Source organism: Capnocytophaga sp. oral taxon 863 str. F0517 (assembly GCF_000466425.1).
Lineage (GTDB): Bacteria > Bacteroidota > Bacteroidia > Flavobacteriales > Flavobacteriaceae > Capnocytophaga.
Map to the genome: position 1 here is coordinate 1 of NZ_KE992116.1, position 18,754 is coordinate 18,754.

Consider the following 18,754-nt stretch of genomic DNA (forward strand, 5'->3'; position numbering starts at 1 on the left):
AAAATAAAAAATCAACGCAACACCAGTAATTAGTCATTAGTGGTTAGTAGTTAGTGGTTAGTCATTGTTCACTTTTCACTATTCACTTTTCATTGTTCACTTTTCACTTAATCTGCCCCCATTCCTGAGCATGAGTAGGCGCCAGTTTCAGCAGTACCTCCTGTACCTCTTTTCGCTTTTCTATAGGCTTGCCCGATAGAAGGATTTGAGCAATCTCATCACTCTTAGCATCAAAAAAGAGCTGAGCCATAAAGCGGTTGATACGGCTATAGTTCAATTGGTTAAGCATCAAAAGGGCTTCCCCTATACCGTTCTTTGCCTTTTGAGGGTCAGTCCCCATCAGGTCTAAGCCTTGGCGATGATAGGTATAGAGTACGTTGTGAATAGCTGAAAAATCATTGGAGAGTAGGTCGGTGACCATCTGCCAGCGGTTGTTATTACCATTCTGTAGCCAAGCGCCATCCCCACTGCCTTGGGCATTGAGCACCACGGACAAGGCTTTCTCAAAATAGGGCTTACCTCCATCGGGAGCAAAGCTATCGGCATCCACTCCTATGATGATATAGGCATAATAGGCCACAAAAGACGAGAGATTGGAGGTAAAGCTGTTAGGATTGAAATAGATAGGCTCATTTTCCAAATAGGAAAAACTCACCCCCTTCTCCTGATAGTTCATCAGCGGGGTTTGGTAAGTGCTCCCATATACCGGGCGTGAGGACTGTATTTGCACATCTGCCACAAGTACATTGTTCTCATAGGAGGATACAGTAAAAACCAGCGAACAGTCGATGCGCTCATTCTCTTTCACCTTGAGCTCTGTCCATGCCTTGCGGTTGATATACTCCTGTAGCGAACGCTCCAGCGTAGTGAACACCCGCTGATTGGTCTGATTGACCCGCTTGGTATTAATCGTTACCTTGCACGATAGCTCCTGAGCGAAACTACCCAAGCCCAGCAAGGAGAAAAGAATAAAAAGTTGTTTTTTCATAATGTTATTGTTGTAGGGGCAAAGGCCACGATAGCGGAGTATGTGAGGCCATTCGCCCTAATTATAAAAATTTATCATGTATAAGTGTCAGTATATCCTCGGCTATTTCCCTCTTGCTCTTCAGTGCAATAGCCTCTTGCCGTCCCCCTCGGGTGATGAAGGTCACTTGGTTGGTATCCACCGAGAAGCCCGCCCCTGGGTCGTTGAGCGAATTGAGCACTATCGCATCCAAATGCTTGCGGGTGAGTTTCCCCTTGGCGTGTTCCAGCTCGTTCTCGGTCTCCAAGGCAAAGCCAATGAGCAGCTGCTGTTGCTTCTGTGCTCCCAAAGAGGCCAAAATATCCTGAGTCTTGGCCAGCTCCAAGGTCAGCGAGTCGGTTTTCTTTTTGATTTTCTGCGGGGCTTGCACTTGCGGCTTATAGTCGGCCACAGCAGCAGCCAAAATGGCTATATCGGTATGGGCAAAGGCCTCCGTGGTCGCCTCATACATCTGCTGGGCACTCACCACCGAATGCACCTTCACACCCTGCACTATAGCATGGGGTGCCGTCGGGCCAAGGACAAGGGTCACCTCCGCTCCCATCAGCGCTGCCATATTGGCCAACGCAACCCCCATCTTACCAGAGGAAAAGTTGCCAATAAAGCGTACCGGATCAAGCATCTCATAGGTAGGCCCTGCCGTAATCAGTAGCTTTTTACCCTCAAGAAGTGCCTTTTTAGGGAAAAAATACGAGGCCAACTGGGCTACAATCGCCTCCGGTTCTGCCATCCGTCCCTCCCCCACGAGGCCACTGGCCAGCTCGCCATAGTCACTGGGGATAAGGTGGTTCCCATAGGACTCCAACTGAGCTATATTCGCCCGAGTACTCGGGTGCGCATACATATCCAAGTCCATAGCAGGAGCGAAAAAGACCGGACACTTAGCCGAAAGATAAGTAGCCAAAAGCAGGTTATCACACCCCCCATGAGCCATCTTCGAAAGCGTATTGGCCGTCGCTGGAGCAATGACAAAGACATCCGCCCACTGGGCAAGCGCCACATGGCTATGCCACTGGTGGTCTTCACTCTCAAAGGTCGTATATACCGGATGCTTGGAAAGCACCGATAGGGTCAGAGGCGTTACAAAAGCCTCCGCATCAGGGGTCATAATAACCTTAACGCTTGCCTGTTCTTTGACAAGCAAGCGTACTAAGTGAGGAATTTTGTAGGCCGCTATACCAGCGGTAACCCCTATGAGTATGTTTTTCCCCCTAAGCGAAGGAATATTCACTGCGGCTCCTTTCATTGATATAACGATATTCAATATCTCCATCAAGCCATTCCTTTACAGCGATGGCCTGTGGCTTAGGAAGTTTTTCGTAGAATTTGGATACCTCTATCTGTTCCTTGTTCTCGAATACCTCTTCCAAACTATCATTATTGATGGCGAACTCTTCCAATTTTTCTTCCAATTCGCGCTTGATTTCTGCATTGATTTGCGAAGCACGTTTGGCTATGATTGAGATCGCCTCGTAGATATTCCCCGTTGGGGCATCTATCTTGTTCTTATCATAAGTAACGGTAGTTTGCGGCGCATCTATGCGTTTCAAATTTATCATAATTCACTTATTTTCTTTAAAATATCTTGGTACATTTTATCTGCCTTACCCTTGAAGGAAGTCTCCGGATAGGAACGAACAAAGGACTCATAGTGGCTCTTGGCCTCCTCAAAGCGCTGTTTTTCCTTGCTCTTGACACTATTCTTGGCCAGCTCATAAGCCGAATGCAAGCGATAGTACATCGCCTCTTCCCGGTAGATGGAACCTGGATTGTCTATCAAGAAGTTATCGAAGGACTTGATCGCTGCCTGATAGTCTCGAATCTTGTCATAACCCTTAGCGATTTCAAAGCTCTTGCGCTGAAGCTTGGTCAAAAGATCCAAGATCATATCATTGGCCTGCCTAAGGTGTGCCCCATTGGGGTAACGATCTATATATTCCTGAAGCTCATCCAAGGCCTTGGAGGTCTCACTTTGGTCTAAGCTGTACTTAGGCGATTCCCAAAAGTGACACTCCCCCTTGAGAAAAAGCACCTCTTCGGCCTTCTCACTACGAGGGTAGTTCTTTAAGAAACGTTCATACTGATAAGCCGCCAATAGGTATTTTTTTCGCTTATAGAAGCTATCAGCATACATATACAAGGCCTCCTCCCCCTGTGGGCGACCTATATAGTAGGCCACCACCTTCTCCCAAAGGCGTAACCCACGCGTATAGTCTCCCTTCTCATAGAGGGCTTTGGCTACTTGGTATTTGTATTCGTAATTATCTGACTTCAAGGCTTTTTGATACTCCCCACAGGAAGAAAAAGCCAACGAAGTAAGGCAGGCAACAGCCAGTGCTTTTCCTTTTAAATTCATTGGGCAAAGATACGCATTTTTTTGATACTTCCAACTAATTATTAATTGTTAATTATCAATTGTCAAAATATTATTCACTAACTACTTAAGATGTAATAAACTCACATAGCTACACATGCGATGGCTAAAACAGTTCCTTGATTAGATTTTATCCATCACTAACAATTGATAATTAACAATTAATAATTGATAATTGACCATTATTCCGGAGTATTCTTTAGCACTTCCAAAAGATATTTCCAGAATTTCTGTACAGACTTGATACTTACCCTTTCATTAGGGGAGTGTGCCCCAAGAATGGTAGGCCCAAAACTGATCATATCAATATGTGGGAAGTGCTCACCCAAAAGACCGCATTCCAAGCCGGCATGGATCGCCGCTACATTCGGCTCTTCTTGGAACAAACGCACATAGGTTTCTTTCAATACCTGCAAAATAGGGGAGTGTGGATTAGGTTCCCAACCTGGGTAAGCCCCAGTAAACTCAACCTTGTAACCAGCCAACTCAAAGGCTGCCGCCAAGCTCTCTGATAGGTCTTTCTTGCTGCTTTCCACAGAGGAACGACTCATACAGAGTATCGCAATCTTGCCACCTTCTACCTTGATATTGGCGATGTTGTTGCTGGCCTCTACCAAGCCTTCCACACTGCGGCTCATGGCGTACACCCCACAAGGAGCCGCCGCTACCGCCCTAAGGAATGCCACCTGTGCACCCGCTTCCATGACTTTTGCAGGAGCTTGGGTCTGCTTGAAAGTTATAGAAAGGTGTGGCTCTACCGGTTGAAGTTCTTTGAAAATATGTTCCGCATTTTCCTTGAAGTCTTTTTCAAAAGCCGCTTGGTTTTTCTTTGGCACCACTACGATGGCTTCACTCTCACGAGGAATAGCATTGCGCAAACCACCACCGTGCAACTGTGCCAAACGCAAACCGTGTTTTTCATATTGGTGGAAAAGCACACGGTTCATAAGCTTATTGGCATTGCCGCGACCTAAGTGGATTTCCATACCACTATGGCCACCCAAAAGTCCATTGACTACTATGTGATAAGCCACCACATCGGAAGGGGTAGCTTCCTCTTTGTAGTCCGCATAGGCAGAAACATCGATACCACCGGCACAACCGATTTCTATCTCGGTGTCCAATTCTGTATCAAGGTTCAGAAGGATTTCCCCTTTGAGGGCGTCGTTGCTAAGCTTCTGAGCACCTGTCATACCCGTTTCCTCATCAGTGGTGAAGAGCGCTTCTAAGGCAGGGTGTGCGATGGTTTTGCTTTCCAAGATCGCCATAATGGCAGCCACGCCCATACCGTTATCTGCCCCGAGGGTCGTTCCTTTGGCACGTACCCAGTCGCCGTCTATATAAGTTTCGATACCTTGATTGTCAAAGTCAAAGACCGTGTCATTGTTCTTTTGGCATACCATGTCCAAGTGAGATTGGAGAATGATAGGCTTTTTGTGTTCCAATCCAGCCGTAGCAGGTTTTCGGATAATCACGTTTCCATAGGCATCGGAAGTGGTCTCAAGGCCTAATTTCTTACCGAAATCCACCATGAAGGCAGTGATTTTTTGTTCTTTTTTGGAGGGACGAGGCACTGCGTTGATATCCGCAAAGCGATTCCATACCTCTTTTGGTTCTAATTCTCTAATGGTTGTACTCATTATAAAACAGATTAAAAGTTAATACTTAACAAGCCTCTTGAGGCTCGTCTTGAATAAAAAGGCACGCAAAGTTACGAATTTTTATTCAATTATCATACAGTTGTAAGGCGTTTTTTATCTCACTCTTGACCTGCTCAGCCAAGTGCTCCGGTTCTATAACCCTGACATGTGCCCCATAGGAAAGGATTTCCTTGACAAAGTCAGGGGTGATTTTTATTTGTAGAGAGAGAACGATCTCCTCAGGGGTATCTTTGAGAAAGACTTGGGAGCGGTGCAGCGGCATGACTCTAAGGTATTCAGCAGGATTTGGCGTAAAAAACGAATCTTTTTCGTTTCTCCTAAAGGATAGGGTAACTTTCTCGACTTTAGTGCGGTCGTTATCCACCCATACCCCAAAACTATCATCAAAGAAACGTTCAATTCCTTGAGGCGGGCGTTGCATGCGCTTCATTCCGCTATCCTCAATAGCTCTAATACGATCAAGACCAAATATCCTAAGCGCTTTCTTATCCACATCCAAGGCCAATACATACCATCTGTGTTGTGATTCCTTGAGCAAGTAAGGTTCAATAGTGCGTACTTGTACCTCTTTGCTTCCCCAAAACTTGTAGTAGTGCAATTGTAGCTGCTTCTTTTGCTTGATAGCTTGTAGCAAAGTAGAGAGGTGTTGGGTGCCTGCTGGGTGAGAAGTACCCTTGGGGTAGCGATGGTCAAAAGCAATAAGTTTGGAGAGATTTCCATGATTTTGCAGCGCTCTAAAGACATCGAATGCCTCAAGAAGATTTTGAGCATAGAGGTCATTATCCTCCACAATCTCATATTTCTTAATGGATTTATTGTGTTGAATATCAATGTGATAGATCTCTCTAATATCGTTTATATCGCGCTGTAAGGTACGCTTGCTAAAAGACTTTACTTCTGCATATTCCCCGCTGTGGGCTAAATCATCTTCAAAATCCCCAAGCGAACAAGCCGCCATGCGTAGCCGTTCTATAAGGAAGCGATGCCTAAGAAAGTTATTGACTAAGCTCATTTGTTTTTTTGGCAAAGATAAAACTTTTTTCTTAGAGCGACAAGTTTTGGCGCAATAAGCAAAGACCTTTGCACCATAAAAAATAAATGATATGAATATAGCCATTGTTGGGGGGCGCGATTTTAGCGACTATACCCTATTGAAAGAAAGCCTTTTAGCGTATATCGACACGCATGAGACACCTGAAAACATCGTATCGGGGGGTGCTAAAGGCGCCGATACCCTTGCCGCTCAATTTGCCACTGAGATGGACATTCCTCTCTTGGTTTTCAAGCCTGATTACCAAAAATACGGACGTGGGGCTACCCTGGTACGCAATACCCAAATCATCGAAACCGCCGATGTGGTATTTGCCTTTTGGGACGGACAATCAAAAGGCACCAAAGATAGCATTACTAAAGCGAAAAAGCTACAAAAAGAATTGCATATCATCTCCTATGGCAAAAAAACAGAGGAGAATTGAAAAAAGTAAGGCAAAAGGATGTTAGTATAAAGATAATTTTGTATCTTTGTCAGTCGTCCCCCTCTTGCCTTTAGTCGGGCTTCGAGCTAAACAAAACGGGATGCCCGTAGCTTTTTATCTAAGAAATAAATAGGGGAAGCCGAAAACCTTTTAGAGTAGGCGATATTTAAAAAATACAATATAATTATGAGTATCAAGTTAAATGATATTTTGAATTTTAGTCAGGAAGAATTGAAAAACACTAAAATCAAATTCAATCTGATGTTTGCAGGAAACTGGAACCCTATCGAGATTTTTAAAAATAGCGACATAAAAACCCTCTTGGAGGGACAATACTGGAACTATTCAAAACAAAAAATCTTCAAAGAAGGACAAACTACCATTGGTTTTATTCGTATCAAAGATGATTTGTGGTTACTCTTCCATATAGGGAAAGTTACTAAAGATCTCAATGTCTTCAATGGAATTGGTTACGAACATGAGGAACTTTCAGAGTATAAAAAATACTTTGGAAGACTGATAGTTAAGTATAAAAATACTTCTCAAAATTTGGCACGCCATGCCATACCTTTAATTGATGAATGTGAAGTATATGAGATATTGCCCGATATTTTTGATAATGATATCTTTCCAGGTTATGATAATGTAAATCTATCTTGGAGCGATTTATCACGCGTATTGGCAAAAGATTCATGGAAGACTGCCCTGCAAAACCAAAAAGGAGTTTACCTGATTACCGATACCTCTAATGGAAAAATGTATGTAGGCTCCGCCTATGGAGAGAGAATGCTTTTAGGAAGATGGGAGGATTATGTAAAAACAGGAAATGGAGGGAATAAAGAACTGAAAGAACTATCTTTTGAGCATATAAAGCAGTATTTTAGGTATTCTATTTTGGATATTTTCAAAAGTACTGTAAAAGATGAACTTATCATAAGTAGAGAATCCTGGTGGAAGGAGGTTTTACTCACACGAGATTTTGGATATAATAAGAATTAAAATTATACTCCAAACAAACACAATGATGTCTAATAAACTTAAAAATTCCCCTAACTCTCTACCAAGTTAGGGGAATTTTCCCTATCTTTGCCCCATACTCAAATAAGTGAGACAGTGTCTCACCTTTTTGGAAATATACGAAATAAATAACCTCTACAGAATGCTATTAACATAAAAGTAAGAGTAACTATGGATAAGAAACTAATAGTAAGAAGTCCTTTGTATCAAGAACTGATTGAGGCTATAGGGCGTATCCTAATAGAAGGAAGAAGCAAAGCACTTCAAGCAGTCAATATGGCATTAGTGAGGACTAATTGGGAAATCGGTCGTTATATTGTGGAATATGAACAGAAAGGAAACGAACGTGCAGAATATGGGGCAGAATTACTCAATCGTCTCTCTCATGACCTAACCATTGCTTATGGAAAAGGGTTTAGCCGAAGTAATATCATCTATATACGAAAGTTTTATCTATGCTTTCCTAAAAGTGAGACAGTCTCTCCTCTTTTGAGTTGGAGCCATTATTTTGAGATACTAAAGGCAGATAATGAGCTCGAAATCAATTTTTATGCAAAACAATGTGAACAAGAAAATTGGAGCATAGATTGATAGCCAATCTTCAAGATTTTCTTTTGGAATTGGGAAAAGGCTTTGCCTTTATTGGGAGACAATATAGAATCAATATAGGATCATGCCACTTTTATGTAGATCTTGTGTTTTATCATCGTATCTTAAAGTGTTTTGTTCTTATAGATTTGAAAAAAGGAGAAATAGAACATAATGATATAGGACAGATGAACTTATACCTGAACTATTTTAAAAATGAAGAAAATACCGAAGGAGATAATGAACCTATAGGGATTGTCCTTGGCGCCTACAAGCATCAAGTTCTTATAGAATATGCGATGCAAGGTATATCAAATCAGCTTTTTGTAAGTAGATACCAACTCTATCTACCAGACAAACAGCAGCTACAAGAAGAATTACGTAGAATAATAGACGAAGAATAAAGTGTTGATTTCCATCATATTAGCCTCTCTATTTCTAAAATGTTAAATAAGTGAGACACTGTCTCACCTTTTTGGAAATATACGAAAACTATAACAATAACAAAAGTCTATTAACTAAATTATAAGAAAAAATGATAAGATATATAATATGGACTTTCTTCTTCAGCTGTACGGCTTTAGCACAAGGTAACGTGGTTACAGGTGAGTTCAAGCGGGAGTATCGCACGATTAACCTCTATGACAATATCCGAAGGGCACTCTTTGTATTAGAGGAAGGCAATGCATATCTTCTTGAGGATAGCGCCGATTTCCTTAAGCTCAGCCCCTTGGATGCTAAGAGGTTGGGGACTTCTCATATCTTGTTGATTCCTCTCTTTGGTGACAAAATTACCTACAAGTACGATATACCTATTTCTTTTGAGATACTCCCGATTCCTAATGCGCCTGATGTCTATTATACTAAAAAAGCCTTCTATACCGATGAGCAAGGCAATAAAATAACCCTCTCTTATCCTGAAGAACTGCCCTTATCCACTATGGAGAAAATCAAAAAAGGAATCCCTATCTACTATCAAGAGATTAACAATAGTGATGACTTTCGGGATATCCCCCAGTGGATAGAGGCGTTGTCTTCCACACAAAAGGTTACTATTATAAATCAGAAAAATTGGGAAGGGGTAAGCAAGGATGGAAAAAGGGTCGGAGGTTCCAAGGAGTATAAGCAAGAAAGGCTAATGAGTGAGTTGGCTCAAGAAAGGCTAAGTTATATAAGGGATTTTCTAAGCAGTATAGTACCTTTACCAGAAAAGCCTACTCAAGAAGATTGGCGGAAATGGTGGCAACGGTTCCAAAAACAGCCTTATCCAATGCTGCAAAACCTACCTGTCCATATAGAAAATTTTGAGAAAGATATTGTTGACTATAGGCTCTATGCCTTGGACAAGGATACCCAAAAGGTATATAGTCTTCATCAGAATTCTTCGCATGGCAAAGAACAGCTCTTGGTGTTTGATACCCAAAATGACAAAGTAGTACATGGGCGCATTTATTCAAAAGAGCAGCCTGATGCTACTGATTTTGAGACTTTTTATGCACAAAGAGATACACTATATACACTCAATAGTCATTTTGTTTGGGCAAAATATGTTCCTAAAAGGGTGAATGATTCCCTCTTCTACCAGCAGATAGCCTCTGCTGATGTCGTCCCTGAGCCTAACAAATCCTATCGTAAGGCTTCTTATCGTGATATTAAGTATCATATTGTACAGACCTACACCACTGCTGAATGTATGTATTCCCTTGTGCAAAAAATAGATACAAAGGAGTTTCAAGTGATGACCCTTAATACTAAAACAGGTAAGATAGAGGGGAAGATACCGCTCAACCCTTTACTGGACAATCCTAAGCAGTTAGAGCACCGCAGACAATATATTGCCACAGGAGCGACAGATAACTTTGTATTTCAGTTGAAAACAGAAAAGGGGGTCTATTTCCTAAGGTGCAATGCTACCAAGCTACTTGAAAAGACTCTTTTAGGAAAGGAATTTGAGTGGGGAACTACTTATCTAAGCTGGGGGAAAAAGCAGTATTATGGAGATATGGATGCTAATGATACTTTTAACTTCTACACCATAGCCACGCCTTCCAAAGAACATAGGGTGTCTTCGCCGGATGATATCTATGACACCCGAATCATGGAGCAGGACGAGGATGCTATTGTGGCTTTTTATGAATATTACGATGGCTTTTTCAGCGGACTCAAGATGCAGCGCCTTGACAAAGATACACAGGCTCTAAAGGGGGAAAGTATCTTGTTATACCAGTATTTCCCTGTAGAGGAGATGTCAAGTGAAAATACGCCAAGTTGCCTAAAAGCCTTTAAGATCAACGGACAATGGCATGTCTTTTTTACTAAAGAAGACGAATATTTTTGGGTGAAGGTCAAATAATGTAAGTCGTTTCTGAATTTGCTTATTTACTAACCACTAACCTCTAATCACTAACTACTATCCTTATGAGAACACTTGTTATAGGCGACATACATGGTGCTTACGCAGCGCTGCTTGAGGTCTTGGAACGGGCGCAGGTGACTCCCGATGACCTACTGATTTTCTTAGGGGACTATGCCGATAGGGGCAAGCATACCCCCCAGGTGTTGGACGAGCTTATCGCCCTACAACAGACCCATCAAGTGATTTATCTCAGGGGTAATCACGATGCTTTGTGTTGCGATTTTCTCTTGGGCAGACCCATGTCTGACCTTTGGCGTTCCCATGGGGGCAAGGCTACCGAAGAGGCATATAGGCACTATACTAAGGAGGAGAAGCAGCCACATATTGACTTCCTTCAGTCACTTAAGAATTACCTTTTGGATGGACAAAATCGCCTCTTCCTACATGCAGGCTTTACCGACCGAGGGGGAGTGGCACACGAGTTTTTTCAGGAAAATTTCTACTGGGACAGAACACTTTGGGAATTAGCCCTGGCTACCCCTGAAGACATGCCACCCACCGATTCCTATTACCCGAAAAGGCTATCGCTATATAAGGAAATCTATATAGGACATACCCCCACGCTCCTTTATGGCACAGATAAACCTATGTGTCGGCACCATGTATGGAACCTCGACACTGGGGCAGGTTTCAATAGCCGCCTTACTATCATGGATATAGAGACCAAGGAATATTGGCAAGCAAAAGTTCAGAATTAAAAACTCCAAACTTTTCTTGACTTTCCCTTTCAAATATCGTATCTTTGCAAACTATTCACTTACTATGAGACAAGCAAAAGTACTTTATAAAGGGATCCCTTCGGGAGTAGTCAGTCAGGCAGATGATGGTTCTTTCCGCTTTTGCTATGACCCTTTGTGGCTGGCCGACAGTAACTCCCCTCCTATTAGCTTAGTGATGGCCAAGCGGGAGGAGCCTTACACCTGCAAAGCACTTTTCCCTGTGTTCTTTCATCTATTACCTGAAGGGAACAACAGAGTGCAGCTCTGCCGAGCCTTCAGGTTAGACTTAGAGGATGATTTTGGCCTGTTACTTCAGATAGCCAAACATGATACCATTGGAGCAATTACTATCCAAGAAATCGAAGGAAATGAATAAATTACCCATCATAATCGTATGCCCCTCCCTGCTCCGTGAAGGCTATCATAGCTACAGCCCTGAGGCTCTCAAGCGGTTATTTGCTGGAGCGATAGTGCCGCATCGCTTGTCATTCTCTTTGCAAACCTCTTCCCAAGAACTTTGGGAGAACAAAAAAGCCATGTCTCTCTCCGGCTATCAAGAAAAACATAGTCTTTGCTTGGAGGGAGACCAACTGATCTTAAACCAAACAGGCAAAAGAGGGGGCTATATCCTAAAGCCCATTTCTCCTATGCCTAAAAATCAAGAATTTGCCCCTGCTAATGAGCATCTTACCATGCAGCTCGCCGCACAGGTATTCGGGATAGAAACGGCCGAGAACGGACTGATTTTCTTCAGTGATGGCACACCTGCTTACCTTGTCAAGCGCTTTGATATAAGCCCTTCTGGAGAGAAATTGGCCGTGGAGGACTTTGCTTCCCTACTGAAGCGAACTCCTCAGACCCATGGGGGAGATTACAAATACAAGGGCAGTTATTACGAACTATTCCAAGTACTCCAACAGCTCTTACCTCATTGGAAGCAAGAAGCCCTACGGTTAGTCCGTTTGTTAGTCTTCAACTATCTCTTTGCCAATGGTGATGCCCACTTGAAGAATTTTTCCCTGATAGAGGACGGAGAAGGGAGTTTCCGCCTTAGCCCTGCTTATGACCTACTCAATACAAGGATCCATATCGAAGACAGTGATTTTGCCCTTAGCCAGGGACTGTTCCCTAAGGCACAAGGCCGTATACGCCAGCAGTTTATCACCTTAGCGGAGGCCTGTGGTCTGCCCCAAGAAGAGGTACTCATTATCTTAGAACAGATGACCTCTCATAGCCAAGAGGTAGCCCAACTTGTAAGCCGTTCTTTCCTTAGTCCACGCCTTCAGCGCAATTACTTACAGCATTATCAATATAGGGTTAAAAGGTTGTCCACTAAGGATTAAAAGAATTATTCGCCATTAAGGAGTTTAGCTAAAGCCTATAACCCTTTATCTTTTACCTCTTAATGAATCATCATTCTAAAAATTCTTGACTTTTCCTTTCAAATATCGTATCTTTGCAAGTTGTCATTGACCATTAATCATTGCTCATTAACCATTAAAAAAGATGTTATCATATCAAAGAAGTAGTGCGCTCTTTCGAGCAGCGCAGCAGGTACTTCCCGGTGGGGTGAACTCTCCGGTACGTGCCTTTAATTCAGTAGGGGGTAGCCCCGTTTTTGTAGAACGTGCCCAAGGGGCTTACCTATATGATGCCGACGGCAATAAGCTCATCGACTATATTGCCTCCTGGGGGCCTTTGCTTTTTGGCCACGCCTATGCACCGGTGATAGAGGCTGTTACCGAACGTGCTAAGAAAGGTACTTCCTTTGGGATGCCCACCGAGATAGAGACTCTCATTGCCGAAAAAGCTATTTCGATGGTGCCTCATGTGGAGAAAATCCGCTTTGTCAATAGCGGTACGGAGGCTTGTATGAGTGCCATTCGCTTGGCCCGTGGCTATACCAAGCGTGAGAAGATTATCAAGTTTGCCGGTTGCTATCATGGTCATTCGGATTCCTTCCTCATTGCGGCCGGTAGTGGGGCTACTACCTTTGGGGTGCCCAATAGCCCAGGGGTTACCCAAGGTACGGCTAAGGATACACTATTGGCCACCTATAATGATTTAGAGTCGGTAAAGTCCCTTTTTGCTGCCCATCCTCAGCAGATTGCTGCCATCATCGTAGAGCCTATTGCTGGAAATATGGGCTGTGTATTGCCTAAGGAAGGTTTCTTAGAAGGCCTACGCAGCCTCTGTGACGAACAGGATTCCCTCCTTATCTTAGATGAGGTAATGACCGGTTTCCGCTTGGCCAAAGGAGGGGCACAAGAAGCCTTAGGTATCCGAGCCGATTTGGTAACCTTCGGAAAGGTCATCGGAGGGGGACTTCCGGTAGCTGCCTTTGCTGCCCGAGCCGAAATCATGGATCACTTAGCCCCTACCGGAGCGGTCTATCAAGCTGGTACCCTCAGTGGGAACCCCTTGGCCATGAGTGCCGGGCTGGCCATGCTTACCGAAATAGAAAAACAACCCGAAGTATTCGAACACTTAGCCAAGAAAACCGCCTACCTACACATAGGCTTTGAAAAGGTATTCCAAGAAGCAGGTATTCCGGTACAGATCAACCGCTTTGGCTCCATGTGTTCGGTCTTCTTCACCCAAGAGCCCGTAACGGATTTTGGCAGTGCGCAGCGAGCCGACCATGGGCGCTTCAAGAAGTACTTCCATGCACTGCTCTCCCGTGGTATCTACCTACCACCAAGCGGTTACGAGAGCTACTTCCTCAACGATGCGCTCTCCTATGCCGATTTGGATACTACTATCGCTGCCCTTAAGGAGGCCGTAGAAAAAGGAGAAATCTAATTTTTAATATCAAAGGGGCTGTGTTTTGGACTTTTCGGACAGCCCCTTATTTCTTAAGCTATTTTTTTATCGTACAAATTCTTACTTCTCACTGTCCATCTGCTTGACTTTACCTTCAGTATTTCGTAATTTTGCCAATAGAAAAAGTGAAGCATGAATCGTTTCACACTTCACTTTTTACTTATCTATGAGCTAAATCCTCGCTGGCTTTGCGCTTAGAACTTCGGTGCAAAGGGTCGGTCGGTGGAGAAAATCTGTATCCCTTTTTTCGCCCATTCTTGGTAGAGATGGTTTCCACGGGCTTCGGCACGTTTGTCCAAGTTCCCCAAGGTGCCGAGAATGGAAGGAATTCTAAGTTCATTAAGCTTTTTGTAAAGACTGTCATCGGCTAAGTGAACCCCAGTGAAGGCCACCAATTTTTCCTTATGAATGCCGGTATTGAGGATACGGTCGAGCTCCTCTTGGTTGCGTACTGTAACGGAGATGAGCATTTCGGGGGCGACACGGTAGAGCGCCTTGGCCTGTTCCGCGTTATAGCTGATCAGTACCACCTGTGCTTGCATCTGCTCGGCACGTACCAAGTCGGCTACCTTGCTATAGGAAATTCCCTTTTTGAAGTCCAACATCAGGTAAGCATCATGCTGCTTACACCAAGCCAATACGTCCTTGAGCAAAGGAATTTGGTAGGGAGTTTCCTTGCCAAAGTCATCCTTGAGGTGTTCCTTAAGCAGTTGTTCGGTTGTCATTTGGGAGACTACACCCTCTCCGGTAGCGGTACGTCCCAGCTTATCGTCGTGCATGAGCATAAGGTCGCCGCTGGCACTTTCGAAGATATCAATCTCGAAGCTATGAATCCCCTTTTTACGGAGGTGTTGGATGGTTTGGAGGCAGTTTTCCGGATAGCCAGGGATTCCCTTACCGGCACGATGGGCGGAGACAATAGGCTTATCCGCGAAATACATTTGGTTGGTAATCTGATCCTTGGGGAGGGTAATCTGTCCGGAGGAACTGTGCTTACAGCCTACGGCTAAAAGCAGTACAAAGAATAATAAGAAGATTTTTTTCATATCACTTTTTTTGAAAAAAAGATATAGGACTCAAAGGAGTCCCATATCTGTAAAACATCTCTAAAACTATCATGCAGTGAGTAAGTGTTGCGTAAAGCCCGATTTGGTAAGCTTCTCCTGGGCATAGGCACGAGTGACCACCAAGGTCTTTTGGCCTGTACCAGGGAGGGAGAACATGGCATCGGTGAGGATACTCTCGCATAGGGAGCGCAATCCACGAGCACCGAGCTTGTACTCTAAGGCTTTTTCGACTATGAAATTTAGCGCATCTTCCTCGAAGGAGAGAGCTATGTCATCCATCGCAAAAAGCTTGATATATTGCTTAATAATCGCATTCTTAGGTTCGGTAAGAATCATGCGCAGGGTAGCCTCGTCCAGCGGATTCATATAGGTGAGTACCGGAAGGCGGCCGATGATCTCGGGGATAAGGCCGTAGTCCTTCAAGTCCTTATGGGTGACGTACTGTAGGAGGTTCTTGTCGTCCACCCGTTTTTCCTTAGAGGTATTGTAACCTACCGCTTGTCGGTTCATACGCTTGGCGATAATCTGTTCGATACCATCGAAGGCACCTCCAGCGATAAAGAGGATATGTTCGGTATTGACCTCGATGTACTTTTGGTCGGGGTGCTTACGTCCCCCTTTGGGAGGAACATTGACGATGGAGCCTTCCAAGAGCTTGAGCAAGGCATGCTGCACGCCCTCTCCGGAGACATCACGGGTGATCGAAGGGTTGTCCCCTTTGCGAGCGATTTTGTCGATTTCATCGATAAAAACGATTCCGCGTTCAGCCCTATCCACATCATAGTCGGCCGCTTGTAGTAGGCGTGTAAGGATACTCTCGACATCCTCACCCACATAGCCAGCTTCGGTAAAGACCGTCGCATCGACGATGGCCAAAGGCACGTTGAGCATTTGGGCGATGGTGCGTGCCATGAGGGTCTTCCCGGTACCGGTTTGCCCTACCATGACGATATTACTCTTTTGTATTTCCACCTCATGCTCATCGCGCTCTTGTAGCAGGCGCTTGTAGTGGTTGTATACCGCCACGGAGAGTACTTTTTTGGTAGCCTCTTGTCCGATAACATATTGGTCAAGGAAACCCTTGATTTCGGTAGGTTTTTTCAGCAGCAAATCCTTGTTCAGCGCCATGATCGCTTTTTTCTTGTTGTTCTCAATTTCGGAACGCCAGATGCTTGCTGCCTGTTCGATACAATAGTTACAGATATAGACACTATTCTGTACACCACTGGAGACCAAGAAGACATCCTTACCGGAGTGTCGGCCACAGAAGGAACATACTTCAGATGATGAACTCATAATATTTGAATTTTAAGGTTTGTTAATTTCCACGGATGAGTACCTCGTCGATCATACCAAAATCCTTGGCTTCGGTAGCAATCATCCAGTAATCACGGTCACCGGTACGGATCACCTCCTCGGTGGATTTGCCGGAGTGGCGGGCGATGATCAGCGCCAATTCCTCTTTGATTTTGAGGATTTCGCGAGCGGTAATTTCGATATCGCTGGCCTGACCTTGTGCTCCACCGAGTGGCTGGTGAATCATCACACGGGAGTGGGGGAGGGCAGAGCGCTTTCCTTTAGCCCCTGCACAGAGCAGTACTGCTGCCATGGAAGCAGCCATACCGGTACAGATGGTCGCCACATCAGGCTTGATGAACTGCATCGTATCGTAGATTCCAAGGCCGGAATACACTTCTCCACCAGGAGAGTTGATGTATATCTGGATATCTTTCTGAGCATCCACACTCTCGAGGAAGAGTAGCTGTGCTTGGATGATATTGGCCACATGAGAGTTCACCTCCGTACCGAGGAAGATAATTCTATCCATCATCAGTCGGGAGAAAACGTCCATTTGTGCTACATTAAGCTGTCTTTCTTCCACAATATAAGGGGTCATGCTACTGACGATTGTATCGTAGTACATGCTGCTGATTCCCCTATGTTGGGTAGCATATTTTCTAAATTCTTTTGAATAGTCCATTTCTTAGGAATTAATGATTGTGTTGGTGAGAATAGAATTTTTCGATAAAAGCATCGATATCTATCTCTATTTTGTTAAGGTTGGCCTTTTCTTTGTAGAATTGGATAAGTTTTCCTCCGGTGAGTTCGCGGTGGATGCGATCCACTTCGTTGCGTTCTTTGAGGGTATTGTTCACAAAGTTGTCCAATTCTCTTTGTTCGATGTCATGTAAGCCGAATCGAGCCATTTGCGCACGGATAGCGTTTTCGCAGAATTGGCGTATTTCTTGGTAAGATACTTGTAAGTTGTTCTCTGTAAGGATTTTGCCTTCGATGAGCTGATAGCGGAGTCCTTTTTCAGATTTTTCATAATCTTGAGCGGCTTCTTCTTCGGTGATAGGATTTTCACTGGTGGCTCGAATCCAACGTTTGAGAAACTCGGCAGGAAGGTCGAACTTGGTATTTTCGATAAGTAGTTCGGTAGCATCGTCCAACAAGCGAATATCGGCATTGTGATCGAAATCTTCCTTGATACTTTCTGCCACTTTTTTGCGGAATTCCTCTTCGGTAGTGACCTCAGGGTATATCTGTTTGAAGAAGTCCTCATCCATATTAGCCAAGATAAGCTCCTGGATTTTCTCAACGGTAAAGGTCACCTCTATATCCAAGTCATGTACTACATCATGTGGTTTTTCGAGAGCTTCCATGAGCATATGTACATCCTTGAAGAGGCCTTTGGTAGAGAGGGTAAGCTGGTCGCCCACCTTTTTACCTTTAAGCGCTTCGAAGGCTTTTTCGCCAAGTTGCTTAGCGGTGAAGGTAAAGAACTTATCCACTTCATTGGCTTCGGAGAAGAAGGTACCGCCGATTTGGCTATTTTCGGTAATTGTTTCTGCCTCGGTATAGCTTCCCAATCGGCTACGGAGGTGCTCAATCTGGGTGTCTATTTCCTTATCGGTTACTTTAATATCGTAGTAGTCAATAGGTTGAGATAGGTCGATGGAGAATTCAGGTTCGAGTCCTATTTCGAATACGAACTTATGATGGTCTCCCTGGAAGTTAGCCTCTGCGTTCTCATCCTTAGGGATGGGTTGTCCCAAGAGGCGGAGCTTTTCGTCCTGTACGAACTTATCCAAGGATTGCCCAATGAGCTTATTGAGTTCGTCGATTTGTATCGCTTTTTCGTATTGTTTTTTGATCATCCCCATAGGAACATGACCTTTGCGGAATCCGGGTACGGATGCATTTTTGCGATAGTTGTTCAGAGCTTCCTCAACCTTTGGTTGGTAGTCAGCCTTGTCAATTTCCAAGGTAATAACGGCATTGAGCGCGTCTATTTGTTCTTTACTAATCTTCATTAGGTTTATTTTATTTATGAAATAATTCAGCTGGCAAAAATACTACAAAAAATCGGGTTGTCCAAAATTTTTTTAATTTAATTTGATAATGAGACAATGAGACAATGAGGCAATGAGACAATTGGCAAATTGACAAATTGAAGTGTCTATTTAGCTACATACTAATTGACTTTGGGAAATGGGAGATAGTTTTCAGCTATACATATTTTCAACAACTCAATATGGTCTTTCACGTAACATCTCTATAATTTCCTGTTCAGTTACTTCATA

Annotated in this window: 19 protein-coding genes; 9 read left to right on the plus strand and 10 right to left on the minus strand. The window is 43.9% G+C overall.

Annotated elements, in window-relative coordinates; translation table 11 throughout:
* Window positions 1-103 precede the first annotated feature (103 nt).
* From HMPREF1551_RS04175 to HMPREF1551_RS04200, 6 genes are all read right to left on the minus strand, one after another.
* A complete protein-coding gene (locus tag HMPREF1551_RS04175; RefSeq protein ID WP_021627797.1) occupies window positions 104-988 on the minus strand; it encodes a DUF4835 family protein in 885 nt (294 codons plus the stop codon).
* 61 nt (window positions 989-1,049) lie between these two features.
* On the minus strand, window positions 1,050-2,273 hold the full coding sequence (coaBC, locus tag HMPREF1551_RS04180; protein WP_021627798.1) for a bifunctional phosphopantothenoylcysteine decarboxylase/phosphopantothenate--cysteine ligase CoaBC: 1,224 nt from the start codon (window positions 2,271-2,273) through the stop codon (window positions 1,050-1,052).
* The gene (locus HMPREF1551_RS04185) at window positions 2,239-2,583 is read right to left on the minus strand and encodes a DNA-directed RNA polymerase subunit omega (RefSeq protein ID WP_196800710.1); all 345 of its coding nucleotides are present in this window, start codon (window positions 2,581-2,583) and stop codon (window positions 2,239-2,241) included. The genes coaBC and HMPREF1551_RS04185 overlap by 35 nt, the downstream gene beginning before the upstream one ends.
* Window positions 2,583-3,383: an outer membrane protein assembly factor BamD gene (locus tag HMPREF1551_RS04190; RefSeq protein WP_021627800.1), complete on the minus strand. Its 801-nt coding sequence runs from the start codon at window positions 3,381-3,383 to the stop codon at window positions 2,583-2,585. The genes HMPREF1551_RS04185 and HMPREF1551_RS04190 overlap by 1 nt, the downstream gene beginning before the upstream one ends.
* 200 nt (window positions 3,384-3,583) lie before the next feature.
* Window positions 3,584-5,041: an aminoacyl-histidine dipeptidase gene (locus HMPREF1551_RS04195; protein WP_021627801.1), complete on the minus strand. Its 1,458-nt coding sequence runs from the start codon at window positions 5,039-5,041 to the stop codon at window positions 3,584-3,586.
* Between the two features lie 85 nt (window positions 5,042-5,126).
* Complete coding sequence (locus HMPREF1551_RS04200; protein ID WP_034544293.1) at window positions 5,127-6,074, minus strand: helix-turn-helix transcriptional regulator; 948 nt, start codon at window positions 6,072-6,074, stop codon at window positions 5,127-5,129.
* Window positions 6,075-6,165: 91 nt separating this feature from the next.
* On the opposite strand from HMPREF1551_RS04200, the gene HMPREF1551_RS04205 reads away from it, so the two are divergent.
* From HMPREF1551_RS04205 to hemL, 9 genes are all read left to right on the plus strand, one after another.
* Window positions 6,166-6,537 (plus strand): DUF2493 domain-containing protein, encoded by a 372-nt coding sequence (locus HMPREF1551_RS04205; protein WP_021627803.1) that lies wholly within the window; start codon window positions 6,166-6,168, stop codon window positions 6,535-6,537.
* 186 nt (window positions 6,538-6,723) lie between these two features.
* Window positions 6,724-7,536 (plus strand): GIY-YIG nuclease family protein, encoded by an 813-nt coding sequence (locus HMPREF1551_RS04210; protein WP_021627804.1) that lies wholly within the window; start codon window positions 6,724-6,726, stop codon window positions 7,534-7,536.
* Between the two features lie 189 nt (window positions 7,537-7,725).
* Entirely contained in the window at window positions 7,726-8,145 is a 420-nt protein-coding gene (locus tag HMPREF1551_RS14175; protein ID WP_021627805.1) for a DUF1016 N-terminal domain-containing protein, read from the plus strand.
* A 29-nt stretch (window positions 8,146-8,174) separates the two neighbouring features.
* Complete coding sequence (locus HMPREF1551_RS14180) at window positions 8,175-8,546, plus strand: PDDEXK nuclease domain-containing protein (RefSeq protein ID WP_231374955.1); 372 nt, start codon at window positions 8,175-8,177, stop codon at window positions 8,544-8,546.
* Between the two features lie 131 nt (window positions 8,547-8,677).
* Window positions 8,678-10,495, plus strand: coding sequence for a hypothetical protein (locus HMPREF1551_RS04220; RefSeq protein ID WP_021627807.1), 1,818 nt, complete (start codon window positions 8,678-8,680; stop codon window positions 10,493-10,495).
* A 65-nt stretch (window positions 10,496-10,560) separates the two neighbouring features.
* Window positions 10,561-11,256 (plus strand): metallophosphoesterase family protein, encoded by a 696-nt coding sequence (locus HMPREF1551_RS04225; RefSeq protein ID WP_021627808.1) that lies wholly within the window; start codon window positions 10,561-10,563, stop codon window positions 11,254-11,256.
* Window positions 11,257-11,320: 64 nt separating this feature from the next.
* Window positions 11,321-11,653: a HipA N-terminal domain-containing protein gene (locus HMPREF1551_RS04230; RefSeq protein WP_021627809.1), complete on the plus strand. Its 333-nt coding sequence runs from the start codon at window positions 11,321-11,323 to the stop codon at window positions 11,651-11,653.
* The gene (locus HMPREF1551_RS04235; protein WP_021627810.1) at window positions 11,646-12,620 is read left to right on the plus strand and encodes a HipA domain-containing protein; all 975 of its coding nucleotides are present in this window, start codon (window positions 11,646-11,648) and stop codon (window positions 12,618-12,620) included. Before HMPREF1551_RS04230 ends, HMPREF1551_RS04235 begins: the two co-directional genes overlap by 8 nt.
* Before the next feature lie 163 nt (window positions 12,621-12,783).
* A complete protein-coding gene (hemL, locus tag HMPREF1551_RS04240) occupies window positions 12,784-14,079 on the plus strand; it encodes a glutamate-1-semialdehyde 2,1-aminomutase (protein WP_021627811.1) in 1,296 nt (431 codons plus the stop codon).
* 215 nt (window positions 14,080-14,294) lie between these two features.
* Here the strand turns inward: hemL and HMPREF1551_RS04245 are convergent, their stop codons facing one another.
* The 4 genes from HMPREF1551_RS04245 to tig form a co-directional block, all read right to left on the minus strand.
* Entirely contained in the window at window positions 14,295-15,146 is an 852-nt protein-coding gene (locus tag HMPREF1551_RS04245) for a glycerophosphodiester phosphodiesterase family protein (RefSeq protein WP_021627812.1), read from the minus strand.
* A 69-nt stretch (window positions 15,147-15,215) separates the two neighbouring features.
* Window positions 15,216-16,463, minus strand: a complete 1,248-nt coding sequence (gene clpX / locus HMPREF1551_RS04250) for an ATP-dependent Clp protease ATP-binding subunit ClpX (protein WP_034544294.1) — start codon at window positions 16,461-16,463, stop codon at window positions 15,216-15,218.
* A 22-nt stretch (window positions 16,464-16,485) separates the two neighbouring features.
* Window positions 16,486-17,148, minus strand: coding sequence for an ATP-dependent Clp endopeptidase proteolytic subunit ClpP (gene clpP / locus HMPREF1551_RS04255; RefSeq protein WP_021627814.1), 663 nt, complete (start codon window positions 17,146-17,148; stop codon window positions 16,486-16,488).
* 10 nt (window positions 17,149-17,158) lie between these two features.
* Window positions 17,159-18,484 (minus strand): trigger factor, encoded by a 1,326-nt coding sequence (gene tig, locus HMPREF1551_RS04260; protein ID WP_021627815.1) that lies wholly within the window; start codon window positions 18,482-18,484, stop codon window positions 17,159-17,161.
* Between the last annotated feature and the right edge of the window lie 270 nt (window positions 18,485-18,754).

Bases quoted from the DNA above. Each gene is read 5' to 3' on its own strand.
- HMPREF1551_RS04175 (WP_021627797.1), bottom strand. From the start codon at position 988: ATGAAAAAACAACTTTTTATTCTTTTCTCCTTGCTGGGCTTGGGTAGT.
- coaBC (WP_021627798.1), bottom strand. From the start codon at position 2,273: ATGAAAGGAGCCGCAGTGAATATTCCTTCGCTTAGGGGGAAAAACATA.
- HMPREF1551_RS04190 (WP_021627800.1), bottom strand. From the start codon at position 3,383: ATGAATTTAAAAGGAAAAGCACTGGCTGTTGCCTGCCTTACTTCGTTG.
- HMPREF1551_RS04195 (WP_021627801.1), bottom strand. From the start codon at position 5,041: ATGAGTACAACCATTAGAGAATTAGAACCAAAAGAGGTATGGAATCGC.
- HMPREF1551_RS04200 (WP_034544293.1), bottom strand. From the start codon at position 6,074: ATGAGCTTAGTCAATAACTTTCTTAGGCATCGCTTCCTTATAGAACGG.
- HMPREF1551_RS04205 (WP_021627803.1), top strand. From the start codon at position 6,166: ATGAATATAGCCATTGTTGGGGGGCGCGATTTTAGCGACTATACCCTA.
- HMPREF1551_RS04210 (WP_021627804.1), top strand. From the start codon at position 6,724: ATGAGTATCAAGTTAAATGATATTTTGAATTTTAGTCAGGAAGAATTG.
- HMPREF1551_RS14175 (WP_021627805.1), top strand. From the start codon at position 7,726: ATGGATAAGAAACTAATAGTAAGAAGTCCTTTGTATCAAGAACTGATT.
- HMPREF1551_RS04220 (WP_021627807.1), top strand. From the start codon at position 8,678: ATGATAAGATATATAATATGGACTTTCTTCTTCAGCTGTACGGCTTTA.
- HMPREF1551_RS04225 (WP_021627808.1), top strand. From the start codon at position 10,561: ATGAGAACACTTGTTATAGGCGACATACATGGTGCTTACGCAGCGCTG.
- HMPREF1551_RS04230 (WP_021627809.1), top strand. From the start codon at position 11,321: ATGAGACAAGCAAAAGTACTTTATAAAGGGATCCCTTCGGGAGTAGTC.
- HMPREF1551_RS04235 (WP_021627810.1), top strand. From the start codon at position 11,646: ATGAATAAATTACCCATCATAATCGTATGCCCCTCCCTGCTCCGTGAA.
- hemL (WP_021627811.1), top strand. From the start codon at position 12,784: ATGTTATCATATCAAAGAAGTAGTGCGCTCTTTCGAGCAGCGCAGCAG.
- HMPREF1551_RS04245 (WP_021627812.1), bottom strand. From the start codon at position 15,146: ATGAAAAAAATCTTCTTATTATTCTTTGTACTGCTTTTAGCCGTAGGC.
- clpX (WP_034544294.1), bottom strand. From the start codon at position 16,463: ATGAGTTCATCATCTGAAGTATGTTCCTTCTGTGGCCGACACTCCGGT.
- clpP (WP_021627814.1), bottom strand. From the start codon at position 17,148: ATGGACTATTCAAAAGAATTTAGAAAATATGCTACCCAACATAGGGGA.
- tig (WP_021627815.1), bottom strand. From the start codon at position 18,484: ATGAAGATTAGTAAAGAACAAATAGACGCGCTCAATGCCGTTATTACC.